Origin of the sequence: Enterococcus sp. 3G1_DIV0629 (genome assembly GCF_002141285.1) — a bacterium.
In the GTDB taxonomy this organism is placed as follows: domain Bacteria; phylum Bacillota; class Bacilli; order Lactobacillales; family Enterococcaceae; genus Enterococcus_B; species Enterococcus_B lactis.
Genome location: NZ_NGLI01000001.1, coordinates 329886 through 347252 on the forward strand (window position 1 = coordinate 329886; position 17367 = coordinate 347252).

Genomic DNA, 17367 nt, shown 5'->3' on the forward strand with positions numbered 1-17367 from the left:
GCCCTTTTTTTCTGTGGCCTCTCTTATTTGAAAATCTAGGCGTACTCCAATACAATAAAAAGAAACGGCAAAGGAGAAGATTAGATGAAAAAAGAAGAAAAAATTGCGATTTTACAAGAGATCATCCGAATAAAATCAGTGAATGGAAATGAAGGCGAAGTAGCAGCTTATTTGAATAAGCTTTTGGAAAAACATGGCATAATAGGAGAAATCGTTTCTTATAGTAATGGTAGAGATAATCTGATTGCTCAATTCCAAAAAGGGCAATCAGGAAAAGTGTTAGGCCTATCTGGTCATATGGATGTCGTGGCGGCAGGTAATGAATCGTCTTGGACCTATGCGCCCTTTGCAGCAGAAATCCATGGGAATCGTTTGTACGGACGTGGTGCTACAGATATGAAGAGTGGCTTGGCGGCAATGGTGATTGCCATGATCGAGCTCAAAGAGTCAGGAAAACCATTTAACGGAACAGTCAAATTATTAGCCACTGTCGGAGAAGAAGTGGGTGAATTAGGTGGGGAACAGCTCACGAAAGCAGGCTATGTGGATGACTTAGATGCCTTGATCATCGGAGAGCCAACCAATTACAGTTTGATGTATACACACATGGGATCAATCAACTATACAGTCATCTCGCACGGAAAAGAAGCGCATAGCTCTATGCCAGACCAAGGCTATAATGCGATCAATCATCTAAATGAATTCATTACGAAAGCAAATGCTGAAATGAATCACCTCGCTGAAACAATCGAGAATCCCGTCTTAGGAAAAACAATCCATAACGTCACGTTGATTAGTGGCGGAAATCAAGTAAACAGCATTCCGAGCCACGCGCAGCTTCAAGGGAATATCCGATCGATTCCTGAATATCCAAATGATAAAATCATTACATTACTGCAATCAATCGTCAAGGAATTGAATCAAGAGACAGACTACCATTTGGAATTGACGATTGATTACAACAAAATACCTGTCAAAGCTGATCCAGATTCTCCTTTGATTCATTGCATTCAGCAACAATTCAGTCAGCCATTACCTTTAGTTGGAGCGGCAGCAACCACAGATGCAGCTGAATTTACGAAAGCTGACCACTCCTTCGACTTTGTCGTCTTTGGGCCTGGTGTCGTTACTTTGCCTCATCAAGTAGATGAGTATGTCGAGCTCGATAATTATTTAGATATGATCGAAAAATATCAAGCCATTATTTTATCCTACTTAGCGTAAGTTTTTTTAATAGATGAAAAATAGAGCCAGATGAGCAAAAAGTTGCTCATCTGGCTCTGTTTGTTCATCCTATTTTTCTCTTGGAATATATCAAGCGCTGCGGCAACATAGTGATGACTAATGAAACAACGACGATAGACAGCAGACGGTCAAGGTAGTCTGTGCCCGCCTGTACCAAGATCACACTGATGGTTTGATCAAAACCTAACCCATGTAACAATTGGACGATCATGCTAGATCCTGAGGAAGTGATTCCGCCAAATAACTGAACGGTAATGATCGAAGAGACGATCGTTCCAGGTACAGACAAAATCAAAGCGAGTAATAAAAGTTTCAAACGTTTTTTGTCTTTGTCGAGATACCTTGGTAAAATCAATCCAGCCAACAAACCTGTGAGGATTTGGATCGGTGAATAATACAGTGAAAAAATATCTGTAGTCACCCCGCTTAATACACCGCTGGATAGTCCTGTCAACATTCCTGGTATGGGACCAAGTAACGCGCCAGCAAAAATCGTTCCAATAGAGTCTAGATAGATTGGCAAACGAAGCCATAAAGCAATCGTTCCTCCAACATAATTGATCCCAATACACAAAGCCATCATTGTAAGTACGCGAGTTGCCATCTTGTTTTTATTCATTTTGTTAGCCCATCTTTAACCTTTCCAAATCTTTCATAATCGTTTCTTCTTGTGCATTTAAAAGAACGGTTAAAAACTTTTGGAAAAAAAGACGAGTATCTACTTTTGTCATAATTTTACTGTTAGCAGGTTTCTGCCAAAATTCATAACGATCAACCAATGTTTGCCCGCGACTTATTCCTTGAGTTTCTACAGCAGTGAAGCTTTTAAAGCCTTCACAGATAGACTCATCGATAAAATAAGCAACAGCTAACGGATCATTGATGACACATCCCAAGATTCTTTCTTGTTTCCAGTGGAAGTCAAAATAAAAACGAGTGATCGCTTTTAGATACTCTCCCTCTTCAGGATTCATTTGGCAGCAATATTCAAGGATAGTTGGTGTCAAGACGATTTCTCTTGTCACATCTAACCCAACCATTTCTATCGGTTGTTTGAGCTTCTCGAATACATAAGAAGCTGCTTCAGGATCACACCAGTAATTGTATTCAGCAACTGGTGAACAGTTACCATGGCTTTTGTAAGTTCCGCCCATTGAGACAAAACGATCCATATGTTTCCCAACAGTTGGGTTGATTTTCAAAGCAGAAGCGATATTGGTCAAAGGACCCAAAGCAATGACTGATGTATCTGTTTTTTCTTTGAAATAATCAGCCAGAAAATCAACTGCATGGAGCGGTTCTGCCTGTTTTGCTAAGACCATCGGGAAATTTGTTTCCCCTAATCCATCCATCCCATGAGTGTCTTGCGCACTAATGAAAGGTTGCTTCAAAGGTTTTTCCATTCCTTGATAAACAGGGATATCTAAACGATCACAGCGTTCCAAACATTTCAGCACATTCTGCGTACCGATATCTACAGGGACATTCCCGCAAACGACGGTAATAGCAACTACTTCGATATCAGGGGATTTGACAGCTAGTGATAAAGCTAAAGTGTCGTCGATCCCTGGATCGCAATCAATAATTACTTTTCGCATTATTTCCAATCTCCTTTCTTTAGAGATACTTAGTTTTTTATTCTGGGAAGTTTCCGAACCAGTCCAAGACGAGCGTCTTGTTTATAATGCACGAAATTAGTATACTGGCTTTTATTGTGAATGTAAATGCTCTCTTACAAGTAAATCTATTGAGAAGAACTTTAAGTAAATGATACAATGAAAAAGAAATGGAATTTACGTGTGCCGAAGAAAAAGAATCCTATTGATCGGTATATTGTATAATAAATAGATTATAGTTTGGCAGAAAGCGGCGGGTGTACGATGGTTATTTTTTATTTCATTCTTATTCTGATAATTATAGGAATCAGTTACCATTTTCTTTCTTATTTTTATGCAAAGAAATTAGTAAGAGCGGGAGTACAGAGAGGCTATGACTGGTATGAAGACACTGGGCACCGCTTGATGGATCCTGCTGCAGTCACGTCAGTAGAAAAAAAGCGACAAAAATTAGAAGAAGAGTGTGAAAGCTTCTGGGAACAAGGAATACCGAAAACGATCAAAAGTTATGACGGGTTGAAACTAGCTGGACAGATGTTCCTCCAACCAACTCAGCAAAATAAATGGGTCATTTGTGTACATGATTATCGAAGTACAGGGAAAAGAGATATGTCTCATATAGGTAAAAGATATGCAGAGAAAGGATTCAACGTTCTTATACCCGATTTACGTGCGCATGGAGAAAGTGAAGGAGAAATCATCGGAATGGGATGGCTAGACCGGCTAGATTTAATTGCATGGATCCAACTCATCTTAGATGAACAACCAGATGCATCCATTATTTTGCATGGGGGTTCGATGGGCGCTTCTACGATTATGATGGCAAGTGGTGAAAAGCTTCCATCTGCAGTCAAAGGATTTATCTTAGACAGCGGATATGTTTCTGTTTATGCGGAATTTCGGTACATGTTAAGTAAAATCACGGTCTTTCCTAAAAAAATGATCATGAGATATGCGAATCACTATGCTCAGAAATACGCAGGTTATTCTTTAAAGCAAGCATCAGCTACAAGACAGCTTGGTAGTAACCATTTGCCTTTGTTAGTCATCCATGGTGAAAGAGATCATTTTGTTCCTACAGAAGCAGCATACACGATTCAAAACGCTACGGCAGGGGATAAAGCATTACTGCTTGTTCCAGAAGCAGAACATTTGGAAGCATCGATGAAAGATCCGAAAACCTATTGGACAGTGATTTTTTCATTTATTGAACAAAGAATAACGATGGATTGATTTTCTCTTCCTTTTTGTAAGCAATCCGAGGATAAATAATTGTTTATAGACCAGGAGACTGTTAAAATAAGGTAGGAATAAAAAAATATCAGTTATTTGAGGAGTGCGGCATATGGAAATCAAAGAGGAAAAAAATCGTCTTGCTTTATTCAATGATGAGCAACAAGAAATCGGAGAAATGACATGGTCGGATGCGGGGCCAGACATCATGATCATTGACCATACATTTGTCGATCCAGCATATCGTGGTCAAAAATTAGCTGAAAAGCTAGTGTATACTGGAGTAGGAGTAGCAAGACGAGAAGGGAAAAAGATCATCCCTTTATGCCCTTACGCAAAAAAAGAGTTTGAGAAGAAACCAGAATATCATGACGTCTTACGCCAATCATAATAATAACAGCTGAAAGTTTTGCACTTTCAGCTGTTTTTCCATTTATATAGAGTTGTCACGGAGTTTTATCTATGATAAAGTTAAAGAGACGATATCTTTTGGGAAGGAGGCTGCTATATGTATAATTTAATTTTGGGAATCGTGATCGTTTTATCGATTGTTATGGTCATTGCGATTATGATGCAGCCAAGCAAGCAAAATAGTGCAGCGAGTGCATTTACCGGCGGTGCGGATCAACTATTCGGCAAACAAAAAGCTCGCGGCTTTGAAGCTGTCATGCAGCGATCAACTGCAGTCATGGGAGCTGTCTGGATGATCTTATTATTTGTCCTAGCATTTTTATCTTCGAAGTAGTCGAATAAGCCTCTCGCACAACGGCGGGCGGCTTTTTTTATTGCAAAGAGAACGCTTAAGAAGAAGTTATGAAAGAAACTATGGTAAAATGAGGCGAAAGAGGTGAAACGAGTGAAACAATTACCAAAACCCCTTTATGCAAAACATGGAAAACGAGCAGTTTTGCTGCTTCATGCGTACTCAGGAAGTCCAAATGATGTCCGGATGCTCGCACGGTTTTTAGAAAAAGCAGATTATACAGTCTATGCGCCGCTATTTAAAGGACATGGAACGATGGAGCCATATGATATCTTGCAAGAAAAAGCAGAAAGCTGGTGGGCAGATACTAAAAAAGCCATCCATTTTTTACAGTCTGAACAGTTTTCTGATATTGCCGTATTGGGATTATCGATGGGTGGCATCTTTGCTGTACGAGCACTAGAAGAAGAATCAGTAATTGGCGGCGGTTTTTTCTGTTCGCCCCTGTCTCCTGTAGAAACAAACGTGCCTGAAAATTTTGAAAAATATGTACGTCAAGTGCTGAAGATAGCAGGCAAATCAGAAAAAGAAATCAATGAAAAAGCTGTGTCTTACCGCTCGTTAGCTGAACATCAATTAATGGATATACAAGACCAAGCAGCAATCGCAGAAAGTAGACTATCAGATATCCAACAGCCGATATTTTTAGCTCAAGCTGGGAAAGATGAAATGATTGACCCAAATGGTGTATTTGAAACGGCACGCAAATTGAGCCGCCAACGGGTGACACTTCAATGGTATCCTGAAAGCGGTCATGTGATTACAGTTGGCACAGCAAGACGCGAATTAGAAAAAGACGTGTTGGAATTTTTAGAAAAATTACCTTGGAATGAGGAATAAATATGACAAAAGAAACAATAAAAGAGAAAATTCTCTTTTTCATGGAAAGCAGTCGCAAACGTAGTTTTTCTATGGAAGAAATCGCTGAAGGTCTAGGCTTTCAAAAAAGCGATGATTTTAAATTACTAGTACAAACGATTGCTCAAATGGAAAGAGAACAGAGTATCGTTTTCAATAAAAAAGGAAAAGTGAAACTTCCTTTAAAACCAATCTTGGTCGAAGGGACATTTCGGGCAAATGAACGAGGATTTGGATTTGTAACGATTGATCCCGAAGAAGATGACATCTATATCCCGAAAGAAGCGACTGGCTTTGCAATGGATGGGGATACCGTAGCAATTGATATCATGAAGCGAGCAAATACAGATATGGATCGCGGAGCAGAGGGAAAAGTAGTGGAGATTCGAGACCGAGCGACTACTCAGTTAGCCGGAGAATTTGTTGCTTATTCAGACGAAGAGATACAGGAAACGGATCTTTATGGTGTGGTCATCCCGAAAGATAGAAAGCTTAACCAATTCAAAGTGTATGCAGCGGCAGAGGGAGTTCGTCCAGTTGACGGAAGTATTGTACTGATCGAACTGACCCATTACCCTGAAAAAGGGTATGCGACTAGTTTAGAAGGGATAATCAAGCAAGTGATTGGTCATAAGAATGACCCTGGCATGGATATCCTCTCGATTGTCGTGGCTAACGGTATCCCTACAAAATTTCCTGATGATGTGTTGTCTGAGGCAGATGAAGTTCCAGACCAGATCAGCGAAAAGGATATTGTTGGACGCAGAGATTTAAGAGATCAGCTCATCGTTACGATTGATGGAGAAGATGCAAAAGATCTAGATGATGCAGTGACGGTCAAAAAATTAGAAAATGGTAATTATTTTCTTGGAGTACACATTGCAGATGTATCTTACTATGTGACGCAAGGCAGTCAACTGGACAGAGAAGCATACGAAAGAGGAACAAGTGTCTATTTGACCGATCGAGTGATTCCGATGATCCCACAACGTTTATCCAATGGTATCTGTTCATTGAATCCCCATGTTCCACGACTCACCATGAGTTGTGAAATGGAGATCGATCCAAATGGACAAGTTGTCTCTCATGAGATTTTTCCAAGTGTGATCCAAACAACAGAACGGATGACCTACACAGCTGTCAATCAAATCTTAGAAGATCAAGATGAAGAAACGATGCAACGCTATGCTCAGCTCGTGCCTATGTTCCAAGAAATGGGTGAATTGCATCGAATCCTTGAAACGATGCGAATCAAACGTGGAGCGATTTCTTTTGAGGATCGTGAAGCGAAGATCCTTGTTGATGCTGAAGGACACCCAAATGACATCCAGCTAAGAAGCAGAGGCATAGGTGAACGCTTGATCGAATCCTTTATGCTTGCCGCCAACGAAACGGTAGCTGAACATTATAATAAATTAAATCTTCCGTTTATTTATCGAATCCATGAACAGCCAAAAGAAGAAAAAATGCAGCGCTTCTTTGATTTTGCTTCAGCTTTGGGCATTCTGGTACGAGGAACGAAAGGAACGATCACACCGAAAGATTTACAGCATGTGATCGAAGGAGTAGAAGATAAACCAGAAGCTGCAGTTATCAATACTATGTTGCTAAGAAGTATGCAACAAGCACGCTATTCAGAAGACAATTTTGGGCATTATGGCTTAGCAGCAGATTACTACACACATTTTACATCTCCTATTCGACGCTATCCCGATCTGATCGTCCATCGGCTGATCCGTTCCTATAGCCAAGATAAAAGTGAAAGCAATCAAAGTTTATGGGCTGAGGAACTTCCTGAAATCGCAGATCATAGTTCTAAGATGGAGCGTCGCGCAGTAGAAACAGAACGTGAAGTAGATGCGATGAAGAAAGCAGAATTCATGATGGACAAAGTGGGAGAAGAATTCGACGGGATCATCAGCTCTGTTGTGAAATTCGGACTGTTTATCGAACTGCCGAATACAGTAGAAGGATTGATCCATATCAATGAATTGAAACAAGACTACTTCCATTTTATTGAAAATCATTTAGCGCTTGTAGGTGAAAGAACCGGTCTGACTTTTAAAATCGGACAAAAAGTGCGCGTAAAAGTAGTAAAAGCTGATCCAGATGAACGAGCAGTAGATTTTGAACTCGTTTCCGCAGAAGAGGTCACTGCGTTGGAACGTCCAAAAGCACGCAATGGAAAATCTGGAAAACGAGAAGGAAAACAAGCAGGCAAACGCTCAGAAAAAAATGGCAAGAAGAACAAACGATATAGTGATAGTAAGCAAACGTTCGGTAAGAAAAAAGGGAAAAAGCCATTTTACAAAGGTGTCAAAAAGAAGAAAAAGAAAAAATAAAATGAGTTGGAGGAAACAGCTATGCCAAAAGGCGAGGGAAAACTAATTGCACAAAACAAGAAAGCTCGCCATGATTATTCGATCATCGACACGATGGAAGCAGGGATGGTCTTGCAAGGAACGGAGATCAAGTCGATACGAAACAGCCGGATCAATCTGAAAGATGGATTTATTCGTGTCCGCAACGGGGAAGCTTTCTTGCATAATGTTCATATCAGTCCTTATGAACAAGGAAATATTTTTAATCATGATCCGTTGCGCACGAGAAAACTATTATTGCACAAGAAACAAATCGTTCGTCTTGAAAACGAATTGAAAAACACGGGAATCACTGTTGTTCCTTTAAAAGTCTATATTCGTAACGGCTATGCCAAGGTATTGATTGGTCTGGCAAAAGGGAAAAAATCGTATGATAAACGGGAAGATTTGAAACGAAAAGATATCGATCGACAAATTGATCGAACATTAAAAAATTTCTCTAGATAATTTCATTATCCTTTTTCGCATATTCGGTGCTTTTGCTTTTACTTAATGATAAAATTTGTTAGCATTTAATCTGATAAAACATGATTATCACAGGTTTTTTCTTAGATCAGGAGCACCGTGTATGGGGAAAAATTCGCTTCGTTTTTGACTGAAATAAAAAAGTGTCTAATTTTCATGAAAATGTTTTGAATTTTCTGTTTCATGGTGGTATGATACCGTGTGGTTAGAAACCGATTGGAAAAAACCAGATACGCACATGAATTGATTTTATGTGAATTTCGGGGAAAAGAGGTGAAATGGATTGGATGAACGCTCGCTAACGTTCCACATTGGACCAATTTGGTTTGATGGTACAGTTTGTATAATGGTGTTACTGACCTGTTTGATTGTTTTCTTCTTAACTTACTTTTTTACAAGAAATCTTAAGTTGAAACCAACAGGCAAACAAAATGCGATAGAATGGGTCATTGATTTTAGTCGAGGAATCGTAACAGATAATCTGCCTAGAAAAGAATTGAGCAATTTCCATTTGTTGGCATTTACATTGTTTTTATTTGTTTTTGTTGCAAACAACATCGGTTTAGTAACAAAAATCGTCTTACCTAACGAAACAACACTTTGGAAAAGCCCGACAGCAGACCCGTTTGTTACTTTAACTTTGGCATTTATAATGATCTTACTTACTCACTTATTCGGGGTGAAAAAGTTAGGCTTCAAAGGATATTTCGTAAATTCGTTCTTGAAACCCTATAGTTTTATGTTTCCGATGAAACTAATTGAAGAATTTACAAACTTATTAACACTTGCTTTACGTCTTTATGGGAATATTTATGCGGGGGAAGTTTTGCTAACCTTGATTGCAAAAATGATGACAAGCTTAGGCTGGTTCTCATTACCATTAGCAATTCCATTAGAGATGGTCTGGATCGCGTTCTCCTTGTTTATTGGGAGCATCCAAGCATTTGTCTTTGTTACTTTGTCAATGGTTTATATGAGCCATAAGATTGAAGTAGAAGAATAATACTCGGTTAAAAAACAAACTACTATTTATCTATTTTAGGAGGAAAACAATTATGAATTATATCGCAGCAGCAATCGCAATCATGGGAGCAGCAATCGGAGCCGGTTATGGTAACGGTCAAGTTATCTCTAAAACAATCGAATCAATGGCTCGCCAACCTGAAATGTCTGGTCAATTCCGTACAACAATGTTTATCGGGGTAGCTCTAGTTGAAGCTGTTCCTATCTTAGGGGTAGTTATCGCCTTGATTCTAGTTTTTGCCGTTTAATTGAATCAGTATTAAGGCAGAAACAACATCGTTTGTTACTGCTTTTTTACATGGAAACTAGAAATACTCCAAAGAAAGGAAGGCTCGCCTATGCTGAATCAATTGGCAATTGCAGAAGTTGGCAATGCGATGTTAGGTAATATCATCGTTGTCAGCGGCTCATTTTTGATACTACTGGCTCTCTTGAAGCACTTTGCTTGGGGACCAATCAGCGATATTTTGAAAAAACGTGAAGACAAGATCGCCAATGATTTAGATTCTGCAGAACAATCTCGCATCAACTCAGCGAAAATGGAACAAGAACGCGAACAACAATTGTTAGCCTCTCGTTCTGATGCAGCTGATATCATCAAAAATGCGAAAGAAAGTGGAGAATTAAGCCGCCAAAATATTTTGAAGGATGCTCAAGAAGAAGCAGCTCGTCTAAAAAGCAAAGCCCAAGCTGATATCACTGTAGAACGTGATTCAGCGCTGAACTCTGTAAAAGACGACGTTGCAGAACTCTCTCTTCAAATCGCGGAAAAAATCTTGAACAAAGAATTATCTCCAGAAATGCATGAATCATTAATCAATCAATACATTGAAGGTCTAGGTTCTTCAAATGAAACTAGATAAATATACAGTAGGAAGACGTTACGGGAAAGCTTTATTTGAACTGGCGATCGATTCAAATCAAGCAGAAGAAATCTATCAAGATCTCGTAAGTTTACGTCAAATCTATGAACAAGTACCTGGATTAGGGAATATGTTAAGTGATGTTCGTCTAGAACCTCATGAAAAACGAGAAATCATGGACAAGCTTGTCAGCGGTTATGATGGGATCGTTAAAAACTTTTTAGAAGTTGTTTATGAGTATAACCGAATGGATGACCTTTTGTTCATGATCGAAGAATATGAACGTCGATATGATGAACATCAAGGGTTACTATTGGGAAGTGTCACAACAGCAGTCCCACTTTCAGACGAACAACGAATACAATTAGAAAAGAATGTTGCAAAAACAATGGACTATCAATCAGTTGAATTAAAACAAATCGTTGATTCTTCTATTATTGGTGGCGCGATTGTTGAAGCCAACCATCGAGTAATCGACGGAAGCATTCGCACGCAATTAGAAAAAATGCGTAATCAATTAAACAGATAGTACAAAGAGGTAGGTGAATCGAATGGCCATCAAAGCAGAAGAAATTAGTGCCTTGATTAAAGAACAAATTGAAAATTATCAAAACGTGCTTTCAGTCGAAGAAATCGGTACCGTAACTTATGTAGGTGACGGGATCGCTCGTGCACATGGTTTAGAAAACGCGATGAGTGGTGAGTTGCTTGAATTTTCAAACGGCTCATACGGAATGGCGCAAAACTTAGAGTCAAATGATGTAGGTATCATTATCCTTGGCGATTTCGAGTCCATTCGTGAAGGAGATAAAGTAAAACGAACAGGTAAGATCATGGAAGTTCCAGTTGGAGAGGCCTTGATCGGTCGGGTAGTCAATCCGCTAGGTCAACCAATCGACGGACTAGGTGAAATCGTTACTGACAAAGCTCGTCCAGTAGAAGCGATGGCACCAGGCGTTATGCAACGTAAATCTGTTAACGAACCAATGCAAACAGGGCTAAAAGCGATTGACGCTCTTGTGCCAATCGGACGCGGACAACGTGAATTAGTCATCGGTGACCGTAAAACAGGGAAAACTTCTATTGCGATCGATACGATCATCAACCAAAAAGGTCAAGATATGATCTGTATCTATGTAGCAATCGGACAAAAAGATTCTACAGTTCGTACACAAGTTGAAACATTGAAAAAATATGGCGCAATGGATTACACAATCGTTGTGAATGCCGGTGCGTCTCAACCAGCACCATTGCTTTATATCGCACCATATGCTGGTACTGCAATGGGTGAAGAATTCATGTACAACGGTAAACATGTATTGATCATTTTTGATGATCTTTCAAAACAAGCTGTTGCTTATCGTGAACTTTCCTTGCTACTTCGCCGTCCACCAGGTCGTGAAGCTTATCCTGGGGATGTTTTCTACTTGCACTCACGTTTATTAGAACGTGCAGCAAAATTAAGTGATGATCTAGGCGGCGGTTCAATGACTGCTTTGCCATTTGTTGAAACGCAAGCTGGAGATATCTCTGCTTATATCCCAACAAACGTTATTTCAATCACTGACGGACAAATCTTCTTAGAAAGCGACTTGTTCTACGCAGGTACTCGTCCAGCGGTTGATGCCGGACTATCTGTCTCTCGTGTAGGGGGTTCTGCGCAAATCAAAGCAATGAAAAAAGTTGCTGGGACTTTACGTCTAGACTTAGCAAGTTATCGTGAATTAGAAGCATTTACACAATTCGGTTCTGATTTGGATGCGGCAACACAAGCAAAACTAAATCGTGGACGCCGTACAGTAGAAATCTTGAAACAAAAACTGCATGCACCGCTAGCTGTTGAAAAACAAGTAGTGATTTTGTATGCCTTGACACATGGATTCTTGGACAGTATCCCTGTAGACAGTATTTTAGACTTCGAACATGAATTATTCGAATATCTGGATACCAATCATTCAGATATTTTTGAAACAATCCGTACAACAAAAGATCTTCCAGAAGAAGAAACGTTGAACAGTGCGATTCAGGAATATAAAGACATGTTCTTAGCTACAAAAGGAAATAATTCCTCTACAGAAGATAAATTGAAATCCATTCAAAATGCATAGTGAGGTGAGATGAATGGGTGCTTCATTAAATGAAATCAAGACACGTATCGCTTCAACGAAAAAAACGAGCCAAATCACGCGGGCAATGCAGATGGTGTCTGCTTCTAAGTTGACAAAATCTGAAGCTTCTTCACAGAAGTTTCAGGTTTATGCAACAAAAGTAAGAGAAATCGTTACGCATTTGACTGCTACTCAGTTAAATGATATTGCCTCAGAAAATCCTAGAGGGGATATCAATTACAACAGCATGCTGCTCAGCCGTCCTGTGAAGAAAACCGGTTATATCGTCATCACTGCAGATGGCGGTCTGGTCGGTGGATATAACAGTTCGATATTGAAACAAACGATGTCTATTTTAGAAGAAGACCACCAATCACCCGATGATTACGTGATGATCGCAATTGGCGGAACTGGTGCAGACTTCTTTAAAGCACGCGGTATCAACCTAGCATATGAGCTGCGCAATTTATCTGATCAGCCAAGCTTTGATGAAGTCCGCAAAATCGTAAATATGGCAACAACTATGTACCAAAACGAAGTATTCGATGAATTATACGTATGTTATAACCATCATATCAATTCGCTAACTAGTCAGTTTCGTGTAGAAAAAATGCTGCCAATCTCAGACTTAGATCCAGAAGAAGCAACGACTTTCGAACAAGAATATATTTTTGAACCTTCAAAAGAAGAAATCTTGTCTCAGTTATTGCCTCAGTATGCTGAAAGTTTGATCTACGGTGCGATCGTTGACGCCAAAACAGCAGAACATGCTGCTGGTATGACAGCAATGAAAACAGCAACTGATAATGCTGCTAATATCATTGATGAGCTGACGGTTTCTTATAACCGTGCAAGACAAGGGGCTATTACCCAAGAAATTACCGAAATTGTTGCCGGAGCTTCGGCACTAGAATAGTATTGAGATTGGAGGAAAAAAGATGAGTTCAGGCAAGATTGTTCAAGTAATCGGTCCCGTTGTCGACGTGGAATTTTCTTTAGACCAATCCTTACCAGATATCAACAACGCATTAGTTGTTTATAAAAATGACGAAAATAAATCAAAAGTTGTTCTTGAAGCAGCATTAGAATTAGGGGACGGAGTGATCCGGACCATTGCGATGGAATCAACAGATGGTTTACAAAGAGGAATGGAAGTCATTGATACAGGCAAAGCAATCTCTGTTCCTGTAGGTAAAGAAACATTAGGTCGCGTATTCAACGTACTAGGAGATACGATCGATTTAGAAACACCTTTCCCAGAAGATGCGGAAAGAAGCGAAATTCATAAAAAAGCACCAGCCTTTGACGAATTAAGTACAAGTACAGAAATTTTGGAAACAGGGATCAAAGTTATCGACTTGCTTGCCCCATATTTAAAAGGTGGGAAAGTTGGACTATTCGGTGGTGCCGGTGTTGGTAAAACCGTACTGATCCAAGAACTGATCCATAATATCGCCCAAGAACACGGTGGTATTTCTGTATTTACCGGTGTCGGTGAACGTACTCGTGAAGGTAATGACTTGTATTATGAAATGAAAGATTCAGGAGTTATCGAAAAGACAGCCATGGTGTTTGGTCAAATGAACGAACCACCAGGTGCACGTATGCGTGTTGCGTTAACTGGTTTGACGATCGCGGAATATTTCCGTGATGTAGAAGGCCAAGATGTACTGTTGTTTATCGACAATATTTTCCGTTTCACTCAAGCTGGATCTGAAGTATCAGCCTTGTTAGGACGGATGCCTTCTGCAGTTGGGTATCAACCAACATTGGCAACAGAAATGGGTCAATTGCAAGAACGTATCACATCTACGAAAAAAGGTTCGATTACATCGATCCAAGCCATCTATGTGCCAGCCGATGACTACACTGACCCGGCGCCGGCAACAGCATTCGCCCATTTGGATGCGACAACCAACTTGGAACGTAAATTAACAGAACAAGGGATTTATCCAGCGGTAGATCCATTGGCTTCTTCTTCAAGTGCTTTAGCACCTGAAATCGTGGGAGAAGAACACTATAAAGTAGCAACAGAAGTCCAACACGTATTGCAACGATATCGTGAATTACAAGATATTATTGCTATCTTAGGTATGGATGAATTATCCGATCAGGAAAAAGTGTTAGTTTCTCGTGCCCGCAGAGTCCAATTCTTCTTGTCACAAAACTTTAACGTGGCTGAACAATTTACTGGTCTTCCAGGTTCTTATGTTCCTGTAGAAGAAACAGTGAAAGGATTCCGCGAAATCTTGGAAGGCAAATACGATGATCTTCCTGAAGAAGCTTTCCGAAGTGTTGGCCGAATCGAAGACGTCGTAGAAAAAGCGAAAACACTAGGCTACTAGAAAGGGGTGCCCCATGGATCAATATTTAACAGTAAATGTGGTAACTCCTGCCGGTTTGGTCTATGATCACCATGCAGCTATCGTCGTCGCACGTACGACAGCTGGTGAGCTTGGGATTTTGCCTAAACATGCACCGATCATCGTTCCTTTGACGATTGATGAAGTTCGTGTAAAACGAACAGATTCAGATACCCATGTCGATTGGATTGCTGTGAATGGCGGAATCATGGAAGTGCGTGATAATGTTGTTTCAATCGTTGCTGATAGTGCGGAACGTGAACGGGATATCGATGTATCTCGTGCGGAACGTGCAAAACAACGTGCAGAACGCCAAATCGAAGAAGCAAAAGCAAAACAAGATACGAACGAATTGAAGCGGGCAACTGTTGCGTTGCATCGAGCAATCAATCGTATTAAAGTATCTAAGCACTCATAACATGAGAAGCGGATGTTTATCCGTGAATCAGAGGTTGTGACAGAAGTGGTCAGCTTATTTCCGAAGAAGCTACTTCTGGAACACCCTGAATCAGAGGTCGTGAGCCTGCCATTTAGCTCCGAGTCACAAGGAACAAATTAAAAAACAGGTTCTCATGTTTGATGAATATTATGGCTTGTGACCGAGGAGTTGGCAGGAGAACACCGTTTATTTGGAATAAAGGACTGAGACAAGACTTTTGTCTCAGTCTCTTTTTTTGCATATTTTTCCCTTATTTCCTAAAAATGTAAGGGTATTCCTCTATTTTTAAGTATACTTGTTTTTCCTTTTATACATTTTATGGTATTATCATTTTATTAGTTATTATAAAAACAACTGTTAGAAAGGACGTCATTATGCAAGTATACGGAATTGATGCGATACTTCGAATCGTGAGTCATTTGGCGTTTATTTACTTAGCCTTCTGGTCTTTACGTTCGTTACGCATTGAGACTTTTTTTAGACCAATGCATAATACGCAAATTAGAATGGCAATCGTACTTTTTTCAATCTTTTTAGGGTACACTGCAAGTAATTTTTTCTTAGAAGTTATCGCTTTATGCCGAAATCTTTTCGTTAGCCTGTAAATTTTAAAAAAAGGTACTATTTTAAAAGCAAGGGTGTTATAATAGAAAAGATTTTGAGTAAGTGTATGCTCATTGGAATTTTTTGGAGGGAACAACAACATGGAAGAGATCATCGTAAGAGGTGGCAATCAATTAAATGGAACAGTAAGAATTGAAGGAGCTAAAAATGCTGTATTGCCTATTTTAGCTGCCAGTTTGTTAGCAGAAGAAGGTATTACGACATTAGACAACGTTCCGATTCTTTCTGATGTCTTCACTATGAATCAAGTGATTCGTCACTTAAATGTAGATGTAGATTTTGATGAACAAAAGAATCAAGTAACAATCGACGCTTCAAGACAATTAGAGATCGAAGCGCCTTATGAATATGTTAGTCAAATGCGTGCTTCAATCGTTGTGATGGGACCGCTACTTGCTAGAAATGGACATGCAAAAGTGGCTATGCCTGGTGGATGTGCGATTGGTAAACGCCCAATCGATTTACATTTAAAAGGATTTCAAGCTTTAGGAGCAAAAATTATTCAAAAAAACGGCTATATTGAAGCAATTGCAGATGAATTGATCGGTAACACGATTTATTTAGATTTTCCTAGTGTAGGTGCTACTCAAAATATCATGATGGCTGCCGTAAAAGCAAAAGGAACAACCATCATTGAAAACGTAGCTCGCGAACCAGAAATCGTTGATTTAGCAAATATTTTGAATAAAATGGGTGCTCATGTCTATGGAGCGGGTACTGAAACAATGCGTATCGAAGGCGTTGATCATTTACATGCAGTCAACCATTCAATCGTACAAGATCGTATCGAAGCTGGTACCTTTATGGTCGCTGCTGCAATGACAGAAGGCAATGTACTGATTGCTGATGCTATCTCTGAACATAACCGCCCATTGATTTCTAAATTGATCGAAATGGGTGCAGAAATCATTGAAGAAGAAGGCGGAATCCGTGTCATCGGACCAAAACATATCTTACCTACAGATGTAAAAACGATGCCTCATCCTGGTTTCCCTACAGATATGCAAGCGCAAATGACAGCCATCCAATTAGTGGCAGAAGGTACAAGCGTAGTGACTGAAACAGTTTTTGAAAATCGTTTCCAACATTTAGAAGAAATGCGCCGTATGAACGCCCACGTCAAAATCGATGGAAATGTAGCAATCATGGATGGAAACCATGAATTGCAAGGTGCGGAAGTGTATGCAACAGACTTGCGTGCAGCAGCAGCATTAGTTTTAGCTGGCTTGAAAGCAAATGGAATCACACGTGTCCGCAACTTGAATTATCTAGACCGTGGCTATTATAACTTCCATATCAAACTACAAAAATTAGGTGCAGATGTTGAACGTGTAGACATGGATCAAACTCCTGCTGAAAAAACAGCACAAACGATTGCATAAGGAA

The 17367-nt window shown here is 39.8% G+C and carries 19 protein-coding genes and 1 riboswitch; of the genes, 17 read left to right on the plus strand and 2 right to left on the minus strand.

The features are described 5' to 3' along the window. The first annotated feature begins 84 nt into the window (after nt 1-84). Nucleotides 85-1224, plus strand: a complete 1140-nt coding sequence (locus A5816_RS01600) for an ArgE/DapE family deacylase (RefSeq protein ID WP_002400563.1) — start codon at nt 85-87, stop codon at nt 1222-1224. Nucleotides 1225-1288: 64 nt separating this feature from the next. Here the strand turns inward: A5816_RS01600 and A5816_RS01605 are convergent, their stop codons facing one another. Both A5816_RS01605 and A5816_RS01610 read right to left on the minus strand, forming a co-directional pair. After that, the gene (locus A5816_RS01605) at nt 1289-1864 is read right to left on the minus strand and encodes an ECF transporter S component (protein WP_002400562.1); all 576 of its coding nucleotides are present in this window, start codon (nt 1862-1864) and stop codon (nt 1289-1291) included. Between the two features lie 4 nt (nt 1865-1868). Further along, nucleotides 1869-2843 (minus strand): nucleoside hydrolase, encoded by a 975-nt coding sequence (locus A5816_RS01610; protein ID WP_086310540.1) that lies wholly within the window; start codon nt 2841-2843, stop codon nt 1869-1871. A gap of 23 nt (nt 2844-2866) precedes the next feature. Continuing rightward, a riboswitch (PreQ1 riboswitch) is annotated at nt 2867-2911 on the minus strand. A gap of 214 nt (nt 2912-3125) precedes the next feature. On the opposite strand from A5816_RS01610, the gene A5816_RS01615 reads away from it, so the two are divergent. The 16 genes from A5816_RS01615 to murA all read left to right on the plus strand — a co-directional run bounded on the left by A5816_RS01615 (nt 3126) and on the right by murA (nt 17363). Beyond that, nucleotides 3126-4094, plus strand: coding sequence for an alpha/beta hydrolase (locus A5816_RS01615; RefSeq protein ID WP_002314671.1), 969 nt, complete (start codon nt 3126-3128; stop codon nt 4092-4094). A 112-nt stretch (nt 4095-4206) separates the two neighbouring features. Beyond that, nucleotides 4207-4485 carry a GNAT family N-acetyltransferase gene (locus A5816_RS01620; protein WP_086310541.1) on the plus strand — a complete coding sequence of 93 codons (279 nt, stop codon included), beginning with the start codon at nt 4207-4209 and terminating at the stop codon, nt 4483-4485. 117 nt (nt 4486-4602) lie between these two features. After that, nucleotides 4603-4839 (plus strand): preprotein translocase subunit SecG, encoded by a 237-nt coding sequence (gene secG, locus A5816_RS01625; RefSeq protein ID WP_002292802.1) that lies wholly within the window; start codon nt 4603-4605, stop codon nt 4837-4839. 102 nt (nt 4840-4941) lie between these two features. Next, entirely contained in the window at nt 4942-5697 is a 756-nt protein-coding gene (locus tag A5816_RS01630) for a carboxylesterase (RefSeq protein ID WP_002300470.1), read from the plus strand. A 2-nt stretch (nt 5698-5699) separates the two neighbouring features. Beyond that, the gene (gene rnr / locus A5816_RS01635; protein ID WP_002314673.1) at nt 5700-8057 is read left to right on the plus strand and encodes a ribonuclease R; all 2358 of its coding nucleotides are present in this window, start codon (nt 5700-5702) and stop codon (nt 8055-8057) included. Between the two features lie 21 nt (nt 8058-8078). Further along, on the plus strand, nt 8079-8543 hold the full coding sequence (gene smpB / locus A5816_RS01640) for an SsrA-binding protein SmpB (RefSeq protein WP_002292799.1): 465 nt from the start codon (nt 8079-8081) through the stop codon (nt 8541-8543). A 301-nt stretch (nt 8544-8844) separates the two neighbouring features. Next, on the plus strand, nt 8845-9564 hold the full coding sequence (gene atpB / locus A5816_RS01645; protein WP_010732140.1) for a F0F1 ATP synthase subunit A: 720 nt from the start codon (nt 8845-8847) through the stop codon (nt 9562-9564). 52 nt (nt 9565-9616) lie between these two features. Next, entirely contained in the window at nt 9617-9832 is a 216-nt protein-coding gene (atpE, locus tag A5816_RS01650; RefSeq protein ID WP_002292797.1) for an ATP synthase F0 subunit C, read from the plus strand. 90 nt (nt 9833-9922) lie between these two features. Further along, a complete protein-coding gene (gene atpF / locus A5816_RS01655) occupies nt 9923-10447 on the plus strand; it encodes a F0F1 ATP synthase subunit B (RefSeq protein WP_002292796.1) in 525 nt (174 codons plus the stop codon). Further along, nucleotides 10434-10976 carry a F0F1 ATP synthase subunit delta gene (locus A5816_RS01660; RefSeq protein ID WP_002292794.1) on the plus strand — a complete coding sequence of 181 codons (543 nt, stop codon included), beginning with the start codon at nt 10434-10436 and terminating at the stop codon, nt 10974-10976. The genes atpF and A5816_RS01660 overlap by 14 nt, the downstream gene beginning before the upstream one ends. Before the next feature lie 22 nt (nt 10977-10998). After that, complete coding sequence (gene atpA, locus A5816_RS01665) at nt 10999-12555, plus strand: F0F1 ATP synthase subunit alpha (protein ID WP_002292793.1); 1557 nt, start codon at nt 10999-11001, stop codon at nt 12553-12555. 13 nt (nt 12556-12568) lie between these two features. Further along, nucleotides 12569-13471 (plus strand): F0F1 ATP synthase subunit gamma, encoded by a 903-nt coding sequence (locus tag A5816_RS01670; protein ID WP_002292792.1) that lies wholly within the window; start codon nt 12569-12571, stop codon nt 13469-13471. A 22-nt stretch (nt 13472-13493) separates the two neighbouring features. Further along, a complete protein-coding gene (atpD, locus tag A5816_RS01675; RefSeq protein ID WP_002289006.1) occupies nt 13494-14900 on the plus strand; it encodes a F0F1 ATP synthase subunit beta in 1407 nt (468 codons plus the stop codon). Nucleotides 14901-14913: 13 nt separating this feature from the next. Continuing rightward, nucleotides 14914-15336, plus strand: a complete 423-nt coding sequence (locus A5816_RS01680) for a F0F1 ATP synthase subunit epsilon (protein WP_002289005.1) — start codon at nt 14914-14916, stop codon at nt 15334-15336. Between the two features lie 395 nt (nt 15337-15731). Further along, entirely contained in the window at nt 15732-15962 is a 231-nt protein-coding gene (locus A5816_RS01685) for a DUF1146 family protein (RefSeq protein ID WP_002300479.1), read from the plus strand. A gap of 99 nt (nt 15963-16061) precedes the next feature. Continuing rightward, nucleotides 16062-17363: a UDP-N-acetylglucosamine 1-carboxyvinyltransferase gene (gene murA, locus A5816_RS01690; RefSeq protein WP_002308580.1), complete on the plus strand. Its 1302-nt coding sequence runs from the start codon at nt 16062-16064 to the stop codon at nt 17361-17363. Nucleotides 17364-17367 lie beyond the last annotated feature (4 nt).

Bases quoted from the DNA above. Each gene is read 5' to 3' on its own strand.
- A5816_RS01600 (WP_002400563.1), top strand. From the start codon at position 85: ATGAAAAAAGAAGAAAAAATTGCGATTTTACAAGAGATCATCCGAATA.
- A5816_RS01605 (WP_002400562.1), bottom strand. From the start codon at position 1,864: ATGAATAAAAACAAGATGGCAACTCGCGTACTTACAATGATGGCTTTG.
- A5816_RS01610 (WP_086310540.1), bottom strand. From the start codon at position 2,843: ATGCGAAAAGTAATTATTGATTGCGATCCAGGGATCGACGACACTTTA.
- A5816_RS01615 (WP_002314671.1), top strand. From the start codon at position 3,126: ATGGTTATTTTTTATTTCATTCTTATTCTGATAATTATAGGAATCAGT.
- A5816_RS01620 (WP_086310541.1), top strand. From the start codon at position 4,207: ATGGAAATCAAAGAGGAAAAAAATCGTCTTGCTTTATTCAATGATGAG.
- secG (WP_002292802.1), top strand. From the start codon at position 4,603: ATGTATAATTTAATTTTGGGAATCGTGATCGTTTTATCGATTGTTATG.
- rnr (WP_002314673.1), top strand. From the start codon at position 5,700: ATGACAAAAGAAACAATAAAAGAGAAAATTCTCTTTTTCATGGAAAGC.
- smpB (WP_002292799.1), top strand. From the start codon at position 8,079: ATGCCAAAAGGCGAGGGAAAACTAATTGCACAAAACAAGAAAGCTCGC.
- atpE (WP_002292797.1), top strand. From the start codon at position 9,617: ATGAATTATATCGCAGCAGCAATCGCAATCATGGGAGCAGCAATCGGA.
- atpF (WP_002292796.1), top strand. From the start codon at position 9,923: ATGCTGAATCAATTGGCAATTGCAGAAGTTGGCAATGCGATGTTAGGT.
- A5816_RS01660 (WP_002292794.1), top strand. From the start codon at position 10,434: ATGAAACTAGATAAATATACAGTAGGAAGACGTTACGGGAAAGCTTTA.
- atpA (WP_002292793.1), top strand. From the start codon at position 10,999: ATGGCCATCAAAGCAGAAGAAATTAGTGCCTTGATTAAAGAACAAATT.
- A5816_RS01670 (WP_002292792.1), top strand. From the start codon at position 12,569: ATGGGTGCTTCATTAAATGAAATCAAGACACGTATCGCTTCAACGAAA.
- atpD (WP_002289006.1), top strand. From the start codon at position 13,494: ATGAGTTCAGGCAAGATTGTTCAAGTAATCGGTCCCGTTGTCGACGTG.
- A5816_RS01680 (WP_002289005.1), top strand. From the start codon at position 14,914: ATGGATCAATATTTAACAGTAAATGTGGTAACTCCTGCCGGTTTGGTC.
- A5816_RS01685 (WP_002300479.1), top strand. From the start codon at position 15,732: ATGCAAGTATACGGAATTGATGCGATACTTCGAATCGTGAGTCATTTG.
- murA (WP_002308580.1), top strand. From the start codon at position 16,062: ATGGAAGAGATCATCGTAAGAGGTGGCAATCAATTAAATGGAACAGTA.